This window comes from Terrabacter sp. Root85 (assembly GCF_001429185.1).
Lineage (GTDB): Bacteria > Actinomycetota > Actinomycetes > Actinomycetales > Dermatophilaceae > Terrabacter.
In genome coordinates, this window is record NZ_LMIW01000011.1 from 64,062 (window position 1) to 83,763 (window position 19,702).

The following is a 19,702-nucleotide window of genomic DNA, read 5'->3' on the forward strand; positions in this document are numbered from 1 at the left end:
CATGACCGAGCCCACGCCCCCGCCTGCGGCTGATGCAGCCGAGCCTGGCCCCGACCGTCCCGTCGCCCCGGGCGCTGCCGCTCGCTCGGCCGACTCCGCCTGGGACCCGCGGCAGTATGCCGTCTTCGCCGGCCACCGCGGCCGCCCCTTCGCCGACCTGCTGGCGCGCGTCGACGCCGACGACCCCGCGCTCGTCGTCGACCTCGGCTGCGGGCCCGGCGAGCTGACGCTCGGGCTCGCCCACCGCTGGCCCGGCGCACGGATCATCGGCGTCGACAGCTCTCCCGAGATGCTCGAGCGCGCCCGGGCCCTCGACGCCGACGGCCGCGTCGAGTGGGTCGAGGCGAGCGCCGAGGACTGGGACCCCACCGAGTCCGGCGGGTCGGTCGACGTCCTCGTCACGAACGCCACGCTCCAGTGGGTCCCGAGCCACCTGTGCCTCATCCCCTCGTGGCTCGAGAGCCTCGCGCCCGGAGGCACGTTCGCCATGCAGGTCCCCGCGAACTTCGACGCGCCGTCGCACCGGCTCATGCGCGAGGTCGCCGCGCACCACCCCCGCGCCGACGACCTGCGCCCGGGCCTCGACCGGGCCCAGGCCGTGGCCCGCCCGGAGACCTATGCCGCCCTCCTGCTCGACCGCGCCGCCGACGTCGACGTGTGGCAGACGACGTACCAGCACGTGCTCACCGCCGAACCCGACAGTCCGCACCCGGTGCTCGAGTGGGTGCGGGGCACCGGCCTGCGCCCGGTGCTCGGCGTCCTCGACGGCGACGAGCGAGACGCCTTCGTCACGGACTACGAGCGCGAGCTCGAGACGGCATACCCCCGTCGCGCGTTCGGCGTGCTCTTCCCCTTCACGCGGACGTTCGCCGTGGCCCGCACCCCGCGCTGACGCGATCTCGCCTCAGGGCGCTCCGTCACCGCGGTGCCGCTCCTGCGCGACGACCTCCGTGAGGTCGGCCAGGCGCCGGCGCTGCTGCAAGGGTCGGGCCATCCGGTGGTTGCCCTCGAGACGTTCGGCGTTGCGGTCGAGGTAGGCCCAGTAGCCGGCGGTGAAGGGGCAGGCGTCGTCGCCGACCCGCTTCCTGGGGTCGTAGCGACAGCCGCCGCAGTAGTCGCTCATCCGGTTGATGTAGGCGCCGCCCGAGACGTAGGGCTTCGTCGCCATCGCTCCGCCGTCGGCGTGCTGGCTCATCCCGACGACGTTGGCCGGCATGACCCAGTCGTAGCCGTCGACGAACCGCGTCTGGAACCACTCGGTCAGCGTGTCGGGGTCGTAGCCGCGCTGCGCCGCCCAGTTGCCGAGCACCATGAGGCGCGGGATGTGGTGCACCCAGCCGCGGTCGCGCACGCCCGCCACCGCGTCCTGCAGGCAGGCGGCCTCGACGGCGTCGGCGTCGAGCCGGTCGAACCAGTCCGGCAGTGGCGACCGCGCCTGCAGGGCGTTGCGGCGGCGGTAGGTCGGGCCGAAGTGCCAGTAGAGGTGCCAGACGTACTCACGCCAGCCGATGACCTGGCGCACGAAGCCCTCGACCGACGCGAGAGGTGCGTCGCCGTCGCGGTAGGCCTGCACGGCGCGGTCGGCGACCTCGACCGGGTCGAGCAGCCCGAGGTTGAGTGGCACGGACAGGAGGCTGTGCGCCATGGCCCAGTCGCCGCGGAGCATCGCGTCCTCGTGCGGACCGAAGGCCCCGAGTCGGTGCGTGACGAACCGTTCGAGGGCCGCCAGGGCCTCGCGACGGGTCACGGCGAAGAGGCGTGGCCCGTCGACGCCGGTGGGTCGGACGTGGCCCTCGCGCGTCCAGCGGTCGAGGTCGTCGCGCACCTCGGCGTCGATGTCGTCCTCGCGCGGCTGGTAGGGCGCGGGCACATCGAGCCGCTCGGCTCCCTTGGGCGGGGGCTCGCGGTTGTCCTCGTCGAACGACCACCGTCCGCCGACGGGGCGGTCGCCCTCGACGAGCAGGTCGAGCCGCTGCCGCTGGAAGCGGTAGAAGTCCTCCATCCGCAGCCGTCGCCGCCCGTCGGCCCACCGGGCGAAGTCCTCGCGCGACAGGCTGTAGCCAGGCGTCGGGTCGACGGACTCGACCATCCCCGTGGCGAGCAGGCGGCGCACGAGGCGCTCGGCGGCATACGACGTCGGCTCGTGGACCCGCACCGGCTCGCCCATCTCGCGCAACGCCTCGGTGTAGGTGTCGGTGCGCAGGAGCACGGCGGAGTCACCGAGCTCGGCGGCTCGGTGGCGCAGCGCCGAGAGCACGAGGTGCAGCTTCTGACGGTGGAACGGTCGTCGCCCCAGCGCCCGACCGCTCTCGACGAGCAGGACGCCTCCGCGGCCCACGTCGAAGTGCGGGCCGAGCTGGTCGGCGAAGAGCCAGCGCCTCGTCATCGGGTGGGCGTCGTCAGGTGCACGGCCTCATCATGGCCGAGGCCGGCGACAGCGGGGGGCCTGCGCACGGGCGGGGAGGGCGCCGGGTCGCCGGGTAAACCGCCGGTCTCGCCGGGTTAAGGCCCCGGTCTCGTCGAGGCCAGCCGTCTCGCTCGAGGAGAAAGTCTGGGTCAATTTCCGGCATTTCGACCCATTTCGGCAAACCGTGTCATGAAATGGGTCCCGGCACGTCATACAGATGACGGCACCGCAGGGGTCTCCCGCTTGGTCAGGGGAGGGAGTGACCCCTACGGGTTTGTCTTCGGTGGTGCCGCCAGGTTTCGTCCTTCCGCGTGGTTTCGTGGAGGGGATCATTCGGAAGGACGAAACCTGCCCACCGCGCGTCGAGGCAGACCCCGAAGGGGGTGCCACCGCAGGGCCCGATCCGGACTGTTTCGTCCTGATCTCGCACACGCCCGCGCTCCGACTCGACGCCCGCCCCGCTGCTTGGCAGACTGACCCGCACCGGGGCAGTAGAAGGGCGAAAGGGTTGTCGGCAGACGCGACCTTGTGGTCGAGCGAGGCATGGGCCTCGGCCCCTGACGTGTCCCTCCTCGTCCGGACCCGAGAAGGCTCGGCCGAGGCGTTCGGTGAGCTGTGGCGTCGCCACCTGCCGGCTGCGTATGCCGTCGCGGGACGTCACCGTGGCCGCTCGGCCCCGGAGGACATCGTCGCCGAGGCCGCCGCGCGCGTCCTCGCGCTGATCCGCGCGGGCAAGGGACCCGACGAGCACTTCCGGGCCTACTTCCTCTCCGCCGTGCGGTCCGTCGCCATCGACCAGGGCCGCCGCGACCTGCGGGTCGTGCCGACCGAGGCCGACGACCTCGAGGTTCTCGCCGATCCGGCCGACGACCCCTTCGAGGGCCTCGCGACCGACGACGAGGGGCTCGCCCTCGTCCGGGAGGCCTTCGCCGGGCTCTCCGAGCGCGACCAGCGCGTGCTGTGGCACACCACGGTCGAGGGCGCCGCGCCGCGCGCCGTCGCGCCGGCCCTCGGCATGACCGCCAACGCCGTCAGCGTTCGCGCCATGCGGGCCCGCGAGTCGCTCCGGGCGCTCTACCTGGACGCCCGGGCCGAGCGCGGCCTCGCCGCCGCTGACACCGACGAGTGCCGCTGGACCGTGACCCACCTCGGGGCGCTCGTCCGCGGGCGCCTGCCCAAGCGGCAGACCGAGCGCGCCGAGGCGCACGTCGCCGAGTGCCCGCACGCAGCGACCATCGCGGCCGACCTGAGGGTCATCCACGACGGGTTCCCGGCGCTCATCGTCCCGCTCGCGCTGCTGGCCGGTCTCGGCACGCCTGGCTTCGTCAGTGTGCCCGCCGTCGTCGGCCTCCCCGGTGGCGCCGGAGCGGCGGGCTTCGCCGGGTTCACCGGCGGCGCGGGGGGGCCCGCCCCGGGCGCGGGGGGTGCGGCTCAGCCTGCGCCGTCGCCCTCCTCCTCTTCATCCGCCGGGTCGGGGGCCGATGCCGTCGCCCAGGTGGCGAGCCGGGTCACCGGTCTCGTGGCCGGGCTCGCCGTCTCGGCCGGGGTCGCGGGGGCGCTGGCACTGCCCGGTGCCTCGCTCGCGGCGCCCTCGGCGACGGCCTCCCCGGTTCCGAGTGCGACGGCCTTGAGCGCCGCACCCGGGGCCGGCGCGGGAAGCGGCGCCGGCGCCGTCCCGAGTGCTTCCCCACGAGCCGTCGGCAGCTCACTGCCGATCTCCCCGACCGGCCTGCCCACCCGGACCATCAGCGCCTCGCCCATCCCGTCGGCGGCGACTCGGACGTCGACGTCGTCGGGCGACGTGGCGCGTGACCCGGGCAGCACGCCCTCGACGGTCGGCGGCACCACGGTCCCTCGAGGCGGGACGTCGGCCGAGAGCGGTGGCGCGACCCCAGCGACTCCGGCGCCCCCGACGGGCACGGCCACCGGACGGCCGACGACGCCTCCGGCCACCACGCCGCCCGCCCCGCCGACGACGAGACCTCCGTCCCCCAGCCCGACACCCCCGGCGCCGACCACGACGCCCCCGGCGCCCCAGCCGGGTGGCGTCGCGCCCACCATCACGGTCCGCCTCGTGTCCGGACGCGACCCGGCGCGGATCTCCGTACGCGTGCGCTCCCAGGTCGAGGGCTCGATGACGGTACGCATCAGCAACGCGTCGGGCGCCGGGACGCTCTCCGTGCGCAACTCCAGCTGGACGTGCGCCCAGACGAGCACGTCCGCGGTGCGGTGCGCGGGGGAGCGGGGCCAGGCCCTGCTCGAGCAGTCCGGCACCGGAGCGACCCAGGCTGTCGTCGTGCGCGTCACCGACGCCGCCGGCGACACCTGGACCGAGACCCTCCGCCCCACCTGACCCCACCCCCTCCTCGAGTGAGCGCCCGACCACAGTCGAGTGAGCCCGTCGTCCCATCCGTCACAGGAGGGGTGGGACGAGTGGGCCAGGGCGCTCACTCGTGTGGGACGGGGCGCTCACTCGAGGTGGGTTGGTCAGCGGTGGGGGACCGTGACGAGCCGCGGCGTGCGGTCGAGGCCCGAGAGCCCGTTCCAAGCGAGGTTGACCAGGTGCGCGGCGACCTGGTCCTTCTTGAACTTGCGCCGGTCGAGCCACCACTGCCCCGTGAGGGCCACCATCCCGACGAGCATCTGCGCGTGGATCGGTGCCGACCTGGGGTCGAGGCCGCGCTGCTTGAACTCGGCGGCGAGCAGGTGCTCGACCTGCACCGCGACGTCACCGAGGACGCTCGCGAACGACCCGGTCGACTGGCCCGGCGGCGAGTCCCGCACGAGGATGCGGAAGCCCGACGGGTCTCTCTCGATGTAGTCGAGCAGGGCGAGCGTGGCCCGCTCGAGCAGGACCCGCGCGCCTTCCGGCTCCTCGAGCGCCGTGCTGATGCCGCCCATCAGTGCCTGGATCTCACGGTCCACGACGACGGCGTAGAGGCCCTCCTTGCCGCCGAAGTGCTCGTAGACGACCGGCTTGGAGACGCTCGCCTTGGCAGCGACCTCCTCGACCGTCGTGGCCTCGAAACCCTTGTCGGCGAAGAGCTTGCGTCCGACGGCGATGAGCTGCTCGCGGCGTTCCGGGCCGGTCATCCGGGCGCGAGGGCGGGAGCGGTCGGCGCGGTCTGAGCGGTCGGCGGTCACGCCGCCATTGTGCCTGTCCGGGTCTCGTCGGCCGCGACGGACGAGGCCGGACCCGACTTTCTTGCCGAATCCCGTCATGAAACGGCCCCTCGACACGTCTATGTCATTGGTAGGGAGGAGGCGGTTCGCGCGTGGCGCCGTGTGGGGACACGGTCCGGGCGAGACCGCCGGTGAGGTCGATCTCGACGCGAAAGGGGCGGGCGCGGATCGACCTCACCGTCATGCCCGACGACACTTCGGCAAAGACCCCCACCGGGCGGCCGTCGTGGCGCACACTGGTGAGGCACATCCGCGAAAGGTGCCGCAGAGTGTCAGCACACACGATGGGACCACGGTCCGACACCATGACCGGCGCACACGCGACGGCCGGGGTCGAGGAGTCCGATGTCGTGCTGCTCGCGCGGGCGCGATCGGGCGACGAGGAGGCCTTCGCGGCCCTCTGGCGCAGGCACCTGCCCGCCGCCCACGCCGCCGCGACGCCGTACCGCGGCCGCGTGTCCGCCGAGGACCTGGTGGCCGAGGCCTCCGCCCGCCTCTTCCGTCTCCTGAGCGAGGGGCGGGGACCGTCGTCGAACTTCCGGGCGTACTTCGTGTCGACGGTACGCACCGTCGGCGTCGACGCGATCCGTCGCGAGATGAGCGTCGTCCCGACGTCGACGACGGACCTCGACCTGCTGCCCGGCCCCGACGAAGGACTGTCGGCCCTCAGCGCGCAGGGCGTCGACACCGACCTGGTCCGAGAGGCCTTTCTCCGGTTGAGCGAGGGTGACCGACGGCTGCTCTGGCAGACGATGGTCGAGGGCCATCCGCCGCGGGTGGTCGCTCCCGAGCTCGGTGTCTCGGCCAACGTGGCCAGCGCGCGCGCGAAGCGCGCTCGTGACGAGCTCCGGGACCGCTATCTCGACTCCTGGGTGCGGCGCCGGGTGCCGGTCTGCGACGCGCGCGACTGCCGCTGGACCCTCGACCATCTCAGCGGTCACGTCCGGGGCCGACTGACGGAGCGGCAGCGGGCGCGCGTCGAAGCGCACCTGGCCAGCTGTCCTCGCGAGTCGGGACTCGCCGGGGAGCTGCAGCGCGTCTACGACGGGTTCGGTGCACTGACCGGTCCGCTCCTCTTCGCGGCCGGAGCGACGATGCTCGCCGGACTGCCCGCGGGGGCGTTCGCTTCTCTGGCCGGGTCGAGCACGACGGGTGCGACCACTGGTGCGACGACGGGTGCGACGACGGGTGCCACGACGGGTGCCACGACGGGTGCCACGACGGGTGCCACGACGGGTGCCACGGCGGGTGCCGGTGCTGCGGGTGGAACGGCCGGCGCGGGTGCAGCGGGCACGAGCGCCGTCGCCTCGGTCGGCGCCGGGTCCACCGTCGGAGGCGCCGCCGCGGGCAGCGCCGGTCTCGGCGGCACGCTCACCGCGAGCGGTGCCGGCGCGACGGCATCCGGCGCGGCTGCAGGAGCGGGCCTGACCACGGGAGCGACCTCCGTGTCTGCCGCCACCGCCGCCGGTACGGCCGCCGCCGGTACGGCCACTTGCGCGGGGGCGGGCGGCGCCGTCCTCGCGGTGCCGGCCGCGGCGGGCGTGGCCGGGACCACCGCCCTCGTCTCGAGCGCGGCCATCGTCACTCCCGTCGCCGCGTTGACGGGCGGGTCGATCCTGGCCGGGACGGCGATCGGGCCACCCCTCGCCACCGCGATGGCCGGCCTCGTCGTGGGGCTCGGCCTCTCGGTCGCACCGGCGGCGGCGCACGACCTCGGTACGACGACGACGTCGGTCGTCACCTCGGTCGACGGCGCCACGGCGGTGCTCACGCCGGGCTCAGGGGTCGCGGCGGACGTCGGCACGACTCCCGTCGACGTGCTCCACCTCGCACTCCTCCCTGCGCCCGCCGACCCCGCGCCGACCGATCCCGCGCCGACCGATCCCGCGCCGACCGATCCGGCGCCCGCGGTCTCGGCGCCGTCCGACGCGACGCCCGTGGACCCAGCCCCTGCACCCCCGCCACCTGCGGACCCGGCCCCTGCTGCTCCGGCACCTGCTGCTCCGGCACCCGCGGACCCCGCGCCGTCCGACCCGACACCCGTCGACCCAGCGCCTGCACCCTCGGCACCTGCCGCTCCGGCACCCGACGCACCGGCACCCTCCGACGCGACGCCTGCCGACCCGACGCCCGTGGATCCGGCGCCCGCGGCTCCGTCAGACGCGACGCCTGTCGACCCGACGCCGGTCGACCCGGCACCTTCGGACCCGGCACCTTCGGACCCGGCTCCATCCGACCCGACACCCACGGATCCTGCTCCGGCTCAAGGCGATTCGGGATCCTCGACCTCGGACCCTGTCTCCGCTCCGGCTGGCGGAGACTCGGCGGACCCCACGGCGACGAACGCGGTGTCCAGCCCCGCGGCCGAGAACGGCCAGCTGCGTTCGACCGGTCCAGGAGCCGACCAACCGGCCGATCCGCCGGCCGATCCGACGTCCGTCGTCGCCGCCACGGCCCACGGCTCCGACGGTCCGCCGACCGCCGACCCGACGCCGGAGACGCCGACCGGCGACGCGCACCCAGCAGGTGCATGAGTCCGCGACGGAGCGACCCGGGGTCCTGCACTACCCTGTCCACGTCCACGACGATCCCCGGTTGGTCTGCCGGCAGGGCCCGCCTGACTTTGAATCAGGACAAGCGACGCAGGTTCGACTCCTGCCCGGGGAGCAGGGGCCGGTGACGGTCCTCGGACGAGCGGCGTCGCCCGACGTGCGTGGGGGTTCGCGGTCGAGCGACGCCTTGGCCGCTCGGCAGGGAGTTGGTGCCAGAGCCAGCCCCGGGTCCGCCAACTTAGGGGGGACTGACGGGCCCGTCCTCCCATGGTCGCACGGTTGGCAGAGATCGGCGCCGTCCGGCGCCCGGCACCCGACCGGCGCCGTGTGCCACCCGGCATACGCCGTCGCGCGGGACGTCGATGTGAGTGGGGTCACGGCGCGCCCGTGGCCGGGGCGGCACCCTCGCTCCCCACGAGTAGCATGGCCGAGGCGCACCCCGGCGCCCGCGTGGGCCGGGGTCGTCCGCACCCGAGTGCACCCCGATCCAAAAAGGAGCTGCGCCCTGTGAGCGATCTACGGCCGACCGCCGTGATCGTCCTCGCCGCCGGTGAGGGCACACGCATGAAGTCCACGACCCCCAAGGTCCTCCACACGATCGGGGGCCGCAGTCTCGTGGCCCACGCGATCCGGGCGGCCCGGGGCACGAGCCCGCACCACCTCGCCGTCGTCGTGCGCCACGAGCGCGACCGCGTCGCCGAGCACGTGGGGCAGGTCGACCCCGAGGCGGTCGTCGCCGACCAGGACGACGTCAAGGGGACCGGCCGCGCCGTGGAGTGCGCGCTCGAGGCGCTGCCCGGCGACCTCGCCGGCACCGTGGTCGTCACCTACGGCGACGTGCCGCTGCTGACGAGCGCGACCCTCGAGGGACTCGTCGCGGCGCACCACGCGTCCGGCAGTGCCGTCACCGTCATCACGGCGACTCTCGAGGACCCCACGGGCTACGGCCGCGTCATCCGTGACGCGGAGGGCTCGGTCGTCGCGATCGTCGAGCAGAAGGACGCCGACGAGGAGCAGCGCGCGATCCGCGAGGTCAACAGCGGCCTGTACGCGTTCGACGCGGCGGTCCTGCGCGAGGCCCTCTCCGAGGTGGGCACCGACAACGCGCAGGGCGAGAAGTACCTCACCGACGTCATCGCCATCGCCCGTGGCCGGGGCCTCGGGGTGCGCGCGCACCTCGTCGCCGACCTCTGGCAGACCGAGGGTGTCAACGACAAGGTGCAGCTGGCCCGTCTCGGTGCCGAGCTCAACCGCCGCACCGTCGAGCAGGCCATGCGCGACGGCGCGATCGTCATCGACCCGGCGACGACGTGGCTCGACGCCGACGTGACGATCGGGCCCGACACCGTCGTGCGCCCCGGCACGCAGATCCTCGGCGCCAGCACGATCGGCCGCGACTGCGTCATCGGCCCCGACACGACGCTGACCGACGTCGAGGTCGGTGACGGTGCGAGCGTCGTGCGGACCCAGGCCGAGCTCGCCGAGATCGGGCCCGGCGCCACCGTCGGGCCCTTCTCCTACCTGCGACCCGGGACGCGACTCGGGGCGAAGGGCAAGATCGGCGGCTTCGTCGAGACGAAGAACGCCGACATCGGCGCGGGCGCCAAGGTGCCGCACCTGACCTACTGCGGCGACGCGACGATCGGCGAGGGCGCCAACATCGGCGCCGGCACGATCTTCGCCAACTACGACGGCGTCACGAAGGGCCACACGAACGTCGGGGCGCACAGCTTCGTCGGCAGCAACTCGGTCATCGTCGCGCCCCGGACGATCGCCGACGGCGCCTACGTCGCCGCGGGATCGGCCGTCGTCAGCGACGTCGCCCCGGGACAGCTCGCCGTGACCCGCGCGCAGCAGCGCAACGTCGACGGCTGGGTGGCCCGACGCCGGGCCGGCACGAAGACCGACGAGGCCGCCCGGGCCGCGCAGGGGCAGGCCACCCCGGCGCAGACCCCCGAGCGGACCTCAGAGCCGACGTCAGAGCCGACCTCAGAGCAGACCCCCGCGCAGACCTCCGAGACGAAGGACGCCCAGCGATGAGCGGCATCAACAAGGCGACCGAGAAGCACCTCATGGTCTTCTCCGGCCGGGCCCACCCGCAGCTCGCGCAGGAGGTCGCCGCGGCGCTCGGCACCGACCTCGTCCCGACGTCGGCCTACGACTTCGCCAACGGCGAGATCTACGTCCGCTACGAGGAGTCCGTCCGCGGCTCCGACGCGTTCGTCATCCAGAGCCACACCGCTCCGATCAACGAGTGGATCATGGAGCAGCTCATCATGATCGACGCGCTGAAGCGGGCCTCCGCCAAGCGCATCACCGTCGTCCTGCCCTTCTACGGCTACGCCCGTCAGGACAAGAAGCACCGTGGCCGCGAGCCGATCTCGGCCCGCCTCATGGCCGACCTGTTCAAGACGGCCGGCGCCGACCGGCTCATGGCGATCGACCTGCACACCGCGCAGATCCAGGGCTTCTTCGACGGCCCCGTCGACCACCTCATGGCGATGCCGATCCTCGCCGACTACGTCGGCAGGAAGTACGGCCACCTCGACCTCGCCGTCGTCTCGCCCGACGCCGGGCGCATCAAGGTCGCCGAGGACTGGAGCTCACGCCTCGGCGGCGCTCCGCTCGCCTTCATCCACAAGACGCGCGACATCAACCGGCCCAACGAGGTCGTCGCCAACCGCGTCGTCGGTGAGATCAAGGGCCGCGTCTGCGTGCTCGTCGACGACATGATCGACACGGCCGGCACCATCACCAAGGCCGCCGACGCGCTCATGGACCAGGGTGCCGCCGGGGTCATCATCGCCGCGACGCACGCGATCCTCTCGGGCCCGGCCGTCGACCGCCTCAAGGCCTGCAAGGTCGAGGAGGTCATCGTCACGAACACGCTCCCGATCCCCGACGACCGCCGCTTCGACAAGCTCGAGGTCCTGTCGATCGCGCCGCTCGTCTCGATGGCGATCCGCGAGGTCTTCGAGGACGGCTCGGTGACGAGCCTCTTCGACGGCAAGGCCTGAGCGGCCACCACACGACGAGGGCGTATGCCGCCGGGACCCACCCGGCGGCATACGCCCTCCGTGCGTGATGGGTCCTCAGGCGTGCGCGGCGCGGCGGGCGCGGTAGGCGGCGGTGTGGGCGCGTGCCGCGCAGCCGCCCTCGCAGAAGCGACGCGAGCGGTTGCGGGAGAGGTCGACGACGACGTCGTCGCAGTCGGCGGCCTCGCAGACGCGCAGCCGCGCGAGCTCTCCGGCGCGCACGACGTCGATGACCGCGATCGCGGCCTCGACGGCCATCCGTCGGGCGAGCGGGGCATCGGACGGGGTGGCGTGGACGTGCCAGCCCACGTCGTCGTGGTCGACGAGCTGGGGGACGGCGCGGGCCTCGGCGAGCAGCTCGTTGACGAGGGTCACGACGCCGGCCTCGTCCTCGTCCCAGAAGCCGCGCAGCCGGGGCCGCAGCGCCCGGACCGCTGCGAGCTCAGCGGCGTCGCGGTCGAAGCGGCCGGTCCACCCCTGGTCGCGGTAGAGCGACTCGAGCTCCTCGAGGGAGGTCAGGCGGTCGGGGTCACCGTCGCCGGGGACCGAGCCCGGCATCGTGTTGACGAGGGCTGCGGCAGCGGCGAGGGCGACATCGGTGTCATGGGTGAAAAGCATGTTGACTCCTGACGGATGCGGTCGCTACCGTCATGAGTGTAATCAATTTTGGTGCTGACATGATGCTCGCTCGACGCGAGCCCGTCGGCGGGAGCGGCAAGGAACTGTCATGGTGGAGCGGGTCGTGGTCGGAGAGCCTGCGGTGGTCGGCGCCGTGGGGAGCGGCAAGACGGACGGGGCTGCGGTGCCCCTGTCGCGGCCGACCCGCCACCCGCTCGTCGGCCTCGGGGTCGCCCTCGCGTCGGCCGCGGCCTTCGCGACGTCCGGTGCCTTCGGCAAGTCGCTGCTCATCGGTGGCTGGTCGCCCGGTGCCGTCGTGACGATGCGCATCACCCTGGCCGCCGTCGTCATCCTCGGCCCTGCCCTGTGGTCGCTGCGCGGCCGGTGGGCGGCGCTGCGCCGCAACGGCTGGGTCGTCGTGGGCTACGGCCTCACCGGTGTCGCCGGCTGCCAGCTCGCGTACTTCAACGCCGTGACGCACCTCTCGGTCGGGGTGGCCCTGCTGCTCGAGTACCTCGCGCCGGTGCTCATCGTCGGCTGGCTCTGGCTGCGCCACCGGCAGGCCCCGCGCCCCCTCACGCTCGCCGGTGTGGCGCTCGCCGTGGCCGGGCTGCTCCTCGTCCTCGACGTCGTGGGCGGAGGCGCGAGCATCAACGTCGTCGGGGTGCTCTGGGGGCTCGGTGCCGCCGTCTGCCTCGTGCTCTACTTCCTGCTCGCCGACCACGTCGACGACGACGTGCCGCCGCTCGCCCTCGCCGGCGGTGGCCTCGTGGTGGGTGCGGCGTCGCTCGGCCTCGCGGGGCTGGTCGGCGTGCTCGACATGTCCCGGGGGGCGGCACGCGTGCCGCTCGGCGGCGTCGTCGTCGACTGGTGGGTGCCGGTCCTCGTCATCGCGATCGTCGCCGCCGCCTTCGCCTACGTCACCGGCATCGCGGCCGTGCGGATGCTCGGCCCCAAGGTGGCCTCCTTCGTGGCTCTGACCGAGGTGCTCTTCGCGGTGCTCTTCGCGTGGCTCGTCCTGGCCGAGCTGCCGACGCCGGTCCAGCTCGTCGGCGGACTGCTCATCGTCGGCGGCCTCGTGGCGGTCCGGGCGGACGAGTCCCGCGGCCCCCGTCTCGTCGTCGACGAGCCCGTCACCGGGCCGGCCGCGCGGCCCTAGCCTCCCACCCTCGCACTCCGCTCGGTCCTGGCGCCGGGTCCGCCGGGCGCGCCCTAGAGTGACCGCATGCAGTGGCGTCGCGGCGTGGTGTGCGGGCTGGGGATGCTCGCCCTGGCGGGCGCCGCCGCCTGCACCGCGCCGTCCCCGACCACCGACCGGCCTCCCTCCGTGGCCGCTCTGACGTCCGGCCCGGGCCCGTCGGCGTCTGTGGCGCCGCCGCCGACGGGCGGCCTGCGACCGCCCGGCACCGCCGGGGCTCCTGCGCCCTCGGCGCGCGTGCACCTGACCGCGGCCGGTGACTACGCCGCGAACGTCGCGACGACCGGTGGCGTGCTCCGGGCCTTGTCGTTCTCCGGCTCCGATGCGCACCTGGCCCTCGGCGACCTCTCCTACGGGTCCCCGGGCGGGGAGAGCGCGTGGTGCTCCTTCGTGACCTCGCGCGTCGGCACGTCGTTCCCGTTCGAGCTGCTCTCCGGCAACCACGAGAGCAACGGCACCAACGGCTCCATCGACCGCTTCGCGAGCTGCCTGCCCGACCGCCTCGGCGGTGTCGGGGACTACGCCCGCCAGTACTACGTCGACCTTCCGCGCTCGAGCCCGCTCGTCCGCGTGGTGCTCGTCTCGCCGGGGCTCACCTTCCCCGACGGCACGTGGAGCTATGCGGCGGGGTCGGCCCGCTACGCGTGGACCGCGGCGGCCATCGACGGAGCGCGGCGGGCCGGCATCCGCTGGGTCGTCGTGGCCATGCACGAACCGTGCCTCTCGATGGGCCGCTACGGCTGCTCGAGCGGGCCCGACCTCCAGCACCTGCTCGTCTCCAAGCGCGTCGACCTCGTGCTGTCCGGTCACGAGCACCTCTACCAGCGCACGAAGCAGCTGCACGAGGGCGCGGGGTGCGCGCGCGTCGCCGTCGGGTCGTACTCGCCGGCGTGCGTCGCCGACGCCGACACGTCCATGGTCACCGGAGCGGGCACCGTCTTCGCCACGGTCGGGACCGGTGGCGTGGCCCTGCGCGAGGTCGCGGCCACCGACCCCGAGCGCGGCTACTTCGCCGCCACCTCGGGCGCCGGCACCGACCCGACCTACGGCTTCGCCGACCTGCGCGTCACGCCCGACGAGCTGCGCTTCTCCTTCGTGCGCGGAGCGGGAGGCAGCTTCACGGACTCATGGGTGCTCCGGCGTACGCCCTCCCTGTGACCCACGAACGTGCGTGGGCCGTGGATTTCACCGCCCGGGCGTCCGTCCCGTAAGATCGAGCAGTTGCCTCGGCGAGGGACGGTGCACGGCTGCCACGGCAGGGCGTGACGAGGTCCGTGATCGACGCGGTGGCCTGACGTGGAGCACTTCATGGTCGGGTTCGCCTCTGCGTGCGGCCCTGAACGACCGTCCCGCTCCGTCACTGCCGAAAACCGCGCGTCGTCCCGCGTCGAGGCCGACCACAGAGACCGCCTCATCCGAGATACCCAGGAGACCCCCGTGTCCGACAACACCAAGCTCGTCGCCGAGAAGCGCACCGACTTCGGCAAGGGCGCCGCCCGCAAGATCCGCCGCGCCGGCAACATCCCCGCCGTCATGTACGGCCACGGCACCGAGCCCGTGCACATCTCGCTGCCCGGCCACGACACGATGATGGCCCTCAAGCAGGCCAACGCGCTGCTGACGATCGTCGTCGACGGCAAGGAGCAGCTCGCTCTCGCCAAGGACGTCCAGCGCGACGCCATCAAGCCGGTCATCGACCACGTCGACCTCGTCGTCGTCCGCAAGGGCGAGAAGGTCACCGTCGACGTCGCCGTGCACCTCGAGGGCGAGGCCGCTCCCGAGACCGTCGTCACGCTCGACCACAACACGCTCCAGGTCGAGGCGCTCGCCACGAACATCCCCGAGAACGTCGTCGTCTCCGTCGAGGGCCTCGAGGCCGGCACGCAGATCCTCGCCGGCGCCGTCGAGCTGCCCGAGGGCGCGACGCTCGTCACCGACGAGGAGGCTCTCGTCGTCAACGTGACGCAGGCCATCTCCGCCGAGGCCCTCGAGGCCGAGCTCGCCGAGGCCGAGGCCGAGGCCGGCATCGAGCGCGAGGAGTCCGACGAGGAGGCCGCCGAGGCCGCCGCCGAGGGCGAGTCCGCCGAGGGCGACGACGCCAAGGCCGAGGGCGACGAGGCCTGAGCCTCCTCTCCCTTCCGTGGCGCCGCGCGCCACACCACGCGTCCACGGGTCCCGCCCGAGCTCCGGCTCGGCGGGGCCCGTGCCCGCACCACCAGCACGACCGCCCCTGACCCGCGGGCTCGTCGCCCACCCAGCACCCACCGATCGAGGACCGCATGGACACCTGGCTCGTCGTCGGACTCGGCAACCCCGGGCCCGGATACGCCGGCAACCGGCACAACGTCGGCGCCATGACGGTCGAGGAGGTCGCCGGTCGGGCGACGGGTGGTCGGGCCACGTTCAAGGCGCACAAGGCCGCCCGGGCCCGCGTCGCCGAGGCGCGCCTGCGGGTCGGCGGCCCCAAGGTGGTCCTCGCCGTCCCCTCGATGTTCATGAACGAGTCGGGGTCGGCCGTCGCGGGGCTCGCGAAGTACTACGACGTGCCCACCGACCACATCGTCGTGCTGCACGACGAGCTCGACATCGACGCGGGCCTCGTCCGGCTCAAGCAGGGTGGCGGTGAGGGCGGCCACAACGGGCTGCGCTCCATCTCGCGCTCGCTCGGGACCCGTGACTACCTTCGCGTCCGCCTGGGCATCGGGCGCCCGCCCGGCCGCCAGGACCCGGCCGACTTCGTGCTCAAGGACTTCTCCAAGGCCGAGCGCACCGAGGTGCTGCCGTTCCTCGTCGACGAGGGGGCCGATGCCGTCGAGGCGCTCATCGAGGTCGGGCTGCTCGACGCCCAGCAGCGCTTCCACGCACCACGCTGACGGCCCGTGACCCTCGGGCCCGCGGCCCTTCGACCTCCACCGAGCGGGCGACCGCACCGGCGTCACGGCTGTCGCCGCACCGACCTAGACTGGAGGACCTGATGCCGCACCCACTGCTGTCCGCCTTCAGGGCGCTTCCCGATGTCCGCCACGTCCTCGACCAGGTCGGGCGGGCCCGTCTCGTCGACGTCTCCGCGAGCGACGGCACCCGGCCGTTCCTCGTCGCTGCGCTGGCCCAGCGGGCCGACGGGTCCGCAGCCGCGTCGGCCGACCCGTCGGCCACCGAGCCCGCCCCGCTCGTCGTCGTCACGGCGACGACGCGCGAGGCCGACGACCTCGCGAGCGCCCTGGGCCTCTTCCTCCCCGCCGACCGCATCGCCGTCTTCCCGTCGTGGGAGACCCTGCCACACGAGCGCCTCTCGCCCCGCAGCGACACCGTGGGTCGGCGACTGGCCGTGCTGCGGCGGCTCGCCCACCCCGATCCCGACGACCCGGCATACGGCCCGCTCTCGGTCGTGGTGGCACCCGTGCGCGCCGTCCTCCAGCCCCTGACCAAGGGGCTCGGCGACCTCGTGCCCGTCGCGCTGCGTGCCGGCGACGAGCGCCCTCTCGAGGACGTCGTCGACGCCCTCGTCGGCGCCGCCTACACCCGCACCGACCTCGTCGAGCGACGCGGCGAGTTCGCCGTGCGAGGAGGCATCCTCGACGTCTTCCCGCCGACCGAGGAGCACCCGGTCCGCATCGAGTTCTGGGGCGACACCGTCGAGGAGGTCCGCTGGTTCAAGGTCGCCGACCAGCGCTCCCTCGAGATCGCCGACCACGGGCTCTGGGCCCCGCCCTGCCGCGAGCTGCTGCTCACCGACGACGTGCGCGCCCGGGCGCGGGCCCTCGCCGACCAGCTGCCCGGTGTCGCCGAGATGCTGTCGAAGGTCGCCGAGGGCATCGCCGTCGAGGGCATGGAGTCCCTCGCCCCGGCGCTCGTCGACGGCATGGAGTCGGTGCTCGACGTCCTGCCCGAGCGCTCGATCGTGCTGCTCGCCGACCCCGAGCGGGTCCGCCGCCGCGCCCACGACCTCGTCGCGACGAGCGAGGAGTTCCTCGAGGCGAGCTGGGCCAACGCCGCCGCCGGCAACCAGGTGCCCGTCGACCTCCAGTCGCTGCTCGGCAGTGCGTCCTACTGGTCGCTCGCCGACGTCCGTGCCCTCGCCGAGCGGTCCGGTCGCCCCTGGTGGACGCTGACGCCCTTCGCGGCCGACGCCGACCTCGTCATCGAGGACGACGACGTCGACGAGCGCCTCGCCGTGCGCACCACCGACCCCGAGGCCTTCCGCGGCGACACCGACCGCGCCGTCGAGCACCTGCGCGAGCGGGTCGCCGACGGCTGGGCCGTCGCCGTCGTCACCGAGGGCCCCGGCCTCGCCAAGCGCGTCGCCGAGGTGCTGGGCGAGCACGAGGTCGCCGTGCGTCCCCTCGACACCACCCGCGACGACGCGCTCGAGCCGGGCTGGGTCCACGTCACGACCGCCACGCTCGGCCGCGGCTTCGTCCACGAGGGCGCCCGCGTCGAGGTGCTCACCGAGAGCGACCTCACCGGGCAGCCCGGCAGCGGCACGTCCACCAAGGACATGCGTCGTATGCCGTCGCGGCGCCGCAACCAGGTCGACCCGCTGCAGCTGCGCCCCGGTGACCACGTCGTCCACGAGCAGCACGGTGTCGGCCGCTTCGTCGAGATGATGCAGCGCACCGTCGCCGGCGCGACCCGCGAGTACCTCGTCATCGAGTACGCCCCGGGCAAGCGGGGCCAGCCCGGTGACCGTCTCTTCGTCCCCACCGACCAGCTCGACCAGGTGACGAAGTACGTCGGTGGCGAGGAGCCCACCCTCAACAAGATGGGTGGCTCCGACTGGTCCAAGACGAAGTCGCGGGCCAAGCGCTACGTCAAGCAGATCGCGGCCGACCTCATCCGTCTCTACAGCGCCCGCCAGGCCACGAAGGGACACGCCTTCGCGCCCGACACCCCGTGGCAGCGCGAGCTCGAGGACGCCTTCGCCTACGTCGAGACCCCGGACCAGCTGATCAGCATCGACGAGGTCAAGGCCGACATGGAGAAGCAGGTCCCGATGGACCGGCTCATCTGCGGCGACGTCGGCTACGGCAAGACCGAGATCGCCGTTCGCGCGGCGTTCAAGGCCATCCAGGACGGCAAGCAGGTCGCGGTCCTCGTGCCGACGACCCTGCTCGTGAGCCAGCACCAGCAGACCTTCGCCGAGCGCTACTCGCAGTTCCCGGTCAAGGTCGCCTCCCTCTCCCGCTTCCAGAGCGACAAGGAGGCCAAGGACGTCATGGCCGGGATGGCCGACGGCACCATCGACCTCGTCATCGGCACGCACCGCCTGCTCGCCAAGGACGTCACGTTCAAGGACCTCGGGCTCGTCATCATCGACGAGGAGCAGCGCTTCGGCGTCGAGCACAAGGAGCTGCTCAAGACGATGCGCACGGCTGTCGACGTCCTGTCGATGTCGGCCACGCCGATCCCGCGCACGCTCGAGATGGCCGTCACCGGCATCCGCGAGATGTCCACGCTCGCAACGCCGCCCGAGGAGCGCCACCCGGTGCTGACCTTCGTCGGCGCCTACGACGAGAAGCAGATCACGGCGGCGGTGCGCCGCGAGCTGCTGCGCGAGGGCCAGGTCTTCTTCGTGCACAACAAGGTGAGCAGCATCGAGAGGGCGGCGGCACGCCTGCGCGAGCTCGTCCCCGAGGCGCGCATCGCCACCGCGCACGGCCAGATGGGCGAGCACAAGCTCGAGCAGGTCGTCGAGGACTTCTGGGAGAAGCGCTTCGACGTGCTCGTCTGCACGACGATCGTCGAGACCGGCCTCGACATCTCCAACGCCAACACCCTCATCGTCGAGCGCTCGGACGTCCTCGGCCTGTCCCAGCTGCACCAGCTCCGCGGTCGCGTCGGCCGTGGTCGCGAGCGGGCCTACGCCTACTTCCTCTACCCGCCCGAGAAGCCGATGACCGAGACGGCGCACGACCGTCTGCGCACCATCGCCAGCAACACCGACCTCGGCTCGGGCATGGCCGTGGCCATGAAGGACCTCGAGATCCGCGGCGCCGGCAACCTGCTGGGCGGCGAGCAGTCCGGCCACATCCAGGGCGTCGGGTTCGACCTCTACGTGCGGCTCATCGGTGAGGCCGTGTCCGACTTCCGCGGCGACGCAGTCGACCTGCCGGCCGAGATCAAGATCGAGCTGCCCGTCGACGCGCACCTGCCGCACGACTACGTGCCGGGGGAGCGGCTGCGTCTCGAGGCGTACAAGAAGCTCGCGACGGTCGAGACGTTCGAGGCCGTCGACGAGATCGAGGCCGAGCTGCGCGACCGCTACGGCGCACCGCCGAAGCCCGTCGAGAACCTCCTCGAGGTCGCGCGGCTGCGCGTCGTGGCCCGCGAGGCGCGCATCGGTGACATCGGCGTGCAGGGCAAGGTCGTGCGCTTCGGCCCGGTCAAGGACCTCCGCGAGAGCCAGCAGCTGCGGCTCATGCGCCTCTACCCGGGCACGCTCGTCAAGGACGCCCTCGGCACCATCCTCGTCCCGGTCCCGATGACGGCCCGGGTGGGTGGCAAGCCGCTCCGCGACGTCGAGGTGCTGACGTGGGCACGGCAGCTCATCACGGCCGTCCTGCTCGACGACATCGCCGCCGCGTCGGGAGCCGCGGCCAGGGCCTCGGCGGGCGCTTCGTCGGGCGCGGCGAAAACCCGCGTGGCAGCACCGTAGGATGTCAGACGCATCCGCCAGAGGAGGAAATCAGTGAAGGCTTGGTCTGCTCAA

Annotated in this window: 13 protein-coding genes and 1 tRNA gene; 11 read left to right on the top strand and 3 right to left on the bottom strand. The window is 73.3% G+C overall.

The window, feature by feature from the left end; genetic code table 11:
• Position 1: 1 nt before the first annotated feature.
• On the top strand, positions 2-892 hold the full coding sequence (locus ASE25_RS16585; protein ID WP_056826720.1) for a methyltransferase domain-containing protein: 891 nt from the start codon (positions 2-4) through the stop codon (positions 890-892).
• A gap of 12 nt (positions 893-904) precedes the next feature.
• Here ASE25_RS16585 and ASE25_RS16590 read toward each other — a convergent pair whose 3' ends face one another.
• A complete protein-coding gene (locus ASE25_RS16590) occupies positions 905-2,386 on the bottom strand; it encodes a cryptochrome/photolyase family protein (protein ID WP_056826721.1) in 1,482 nt (493 codons plus the stop codon).
• A gap of 583 nt (positions 2,387-2,969) precedes the next feature.
• Here ASE25_RS16590 and ASE25_RS16595 point away from each other — a divergent pair.
• Positions 2,970-4,760: a sigma-70 family RNA polymerase sigma factor gene (locus tag ASE25_RS16595; protein ID WP_056826722.1), complete on the top strand. Its 1,791-nt coding sequence runs from the start codon at positions 2,970-2,972 to the stop codon at positions 4,758-4,760.
• Between the two features lie 134 nt (positions 4,761-4,894).
• Here the strand turns inward: ASE25_RS16595 and ASE25_RS16600 are convergent, their stop codons facing one another.
• Complete coding sequence (locus ASE25_RS16600; RefSeq protein ID WP_020144953.1) at positions 4,895-5,500, bottom strand: TetR/AcrR family transcriptional regulator; 606 nt, start codon at positions 5,498-5,500, stop codon at positions 4,895-4,897.
• A gap of 395 nt (positions 5,501-5,895) precedes the next feature.
• On the opposite strand from ASE25_RS16600, the gene ASE25_RS16610 reads away from it, so the two are divergent.
• From ASE25_RS16610 to ASE25_RS16625, 4 genes are all read left to right on the top strand, one after another.
• Positions 5,896-8,124: a sigma-70 family RNA polymerase sigma factor gene (locus ASE25_RS16610; protein ID WP_056826723.1), complete on the top strand. Its 2,229-nt coding sequence runs from the start codon at positions 5,896-5,898 to the stop codon at positions 8,122-8,124.
• Between the two features lie 54 nt (positions 8,125-8,178).
• Positions 8,179-8,257 (top strand) — tRNA-Gln (locus ASE25_RS16615).
• Between the two features lie 392 nt (positions 8,258-8,649).
• Positions 8,650-10,182, top strand: coding sequence for a bifunctional UDP-N-acetylglucosamine diphosphorylase/glucosamine-1-phosphate N-acetyltransferase GlmU (gene glmU / locus ASE25_RS16620; RefSeq protein ID WP_056826724.1), 1,533 nt, complete (start codon positions 8,650-8,652; stop codon positions 10,180-10,182).
• Positions 10,179-11,159: a ribose-phosphate diphosphokinase gene (locus tag ASE25_RS16625; protein WP_056777991.1), complete on the top strand. Its 981-nt coding sequence runs from the start codon at positions 10,179-10,181 to the stop codon at positions 11,157-11,159. The genes glmU and ASE25_RS16625 overlap by 4 nt, the downstream gene beginning before the upstream one ends.
• A gap of 75 nt (positions 11,160-11,234) precedes the next feature.
• On the opposite strand, the gene ASE25_RS16630 is transcribed toward ASE25_RS16625, so the two are convergent.
• On the bottom strand, positions 11,235-11,795 hold the full coding sequence (locus ASE25_RS16630) for an ABATE domain-containing protein (protein WP_056826725.1): 561 nt from the start codon (positions 11,793-11,795) through the stop codon (positions 11,235-11,237).
• A gap of 109 nt (positions 11,796-11,904) precedes the next feature.
• Between ASE25_RS16630 and ASE25_RS16635 the strand changes: the two genes are divergently transcribed.
• The 5 genes from ASE25_RS16635 to mfd all read left to right on the top strand — a co-directional run bounded on the left by ASE25_RS16635 (position 11,905) and on the right by mfd (position 19,648).
• Positions 11,905-12,954 (top strand): DMT family transporter, encoded by a 1,050-nt coding sequence (locus ASE25_RS16635; RefSeq protein WP_056826726.1) that lies wholly within the window; start codon positions 11,905-11,907, stop codon positions 12,952-12,954.
• Between the two features lie 66 nt (positions 12,955-13,020).
• A complete protein-coding gene (locus ASE25_RS16640) occupies positions 13,021-14,151 on the top strand; it encodes a metallophosphoesterase (RefSeq protein ID WP_082622939.1) in 1,131 nt (376 codons plus the stop codon).
• A 279-nt stretch (positions 14,152-14,430) separates the two neighbouring features.
• Positions 14,431-15,117 carry a 50S ribosomal protein L25/general stress protein Ctc gene (locus ASE25_RS16645; protein ID WP_056778004.1) on the top strand — a complete coding sequence of 229 codons (687 nt, stop codon included), beginning with the start codon at positions 14,431-14,433 and terminating at the stop codon, positions 15,115-15,117.
• Between the two features lie 155 nt (positions 15,118-15,272).
• Positions 15,273-15,866 (top strand): aminoacyl-tRNA hydrolase, encoded by a 594-nt coding sequence (pth, locus tag ASE25_RS16650; RefSeq protein ID WP_056778006.1) that lies wholly within the window; start codon positions 15,273-15,275, stop codon positions 15,864-15,866.
• Between the two features lie 101 nt (positions 15,867-15,967).
• On the top strand, positions 15,968-19,648 hold the full coding sequence (gene mfd / locus ASE25_RS16655) for a transcription-repair coupling factor (RefSeq protein WP_056826728.1): 3,681 nt from the start codon (positions 15,968-15,970) through the stop codon (positions 19,646-19,648).
• Positions 19,649-19,702: the final 54 nt, after the last annotated feature.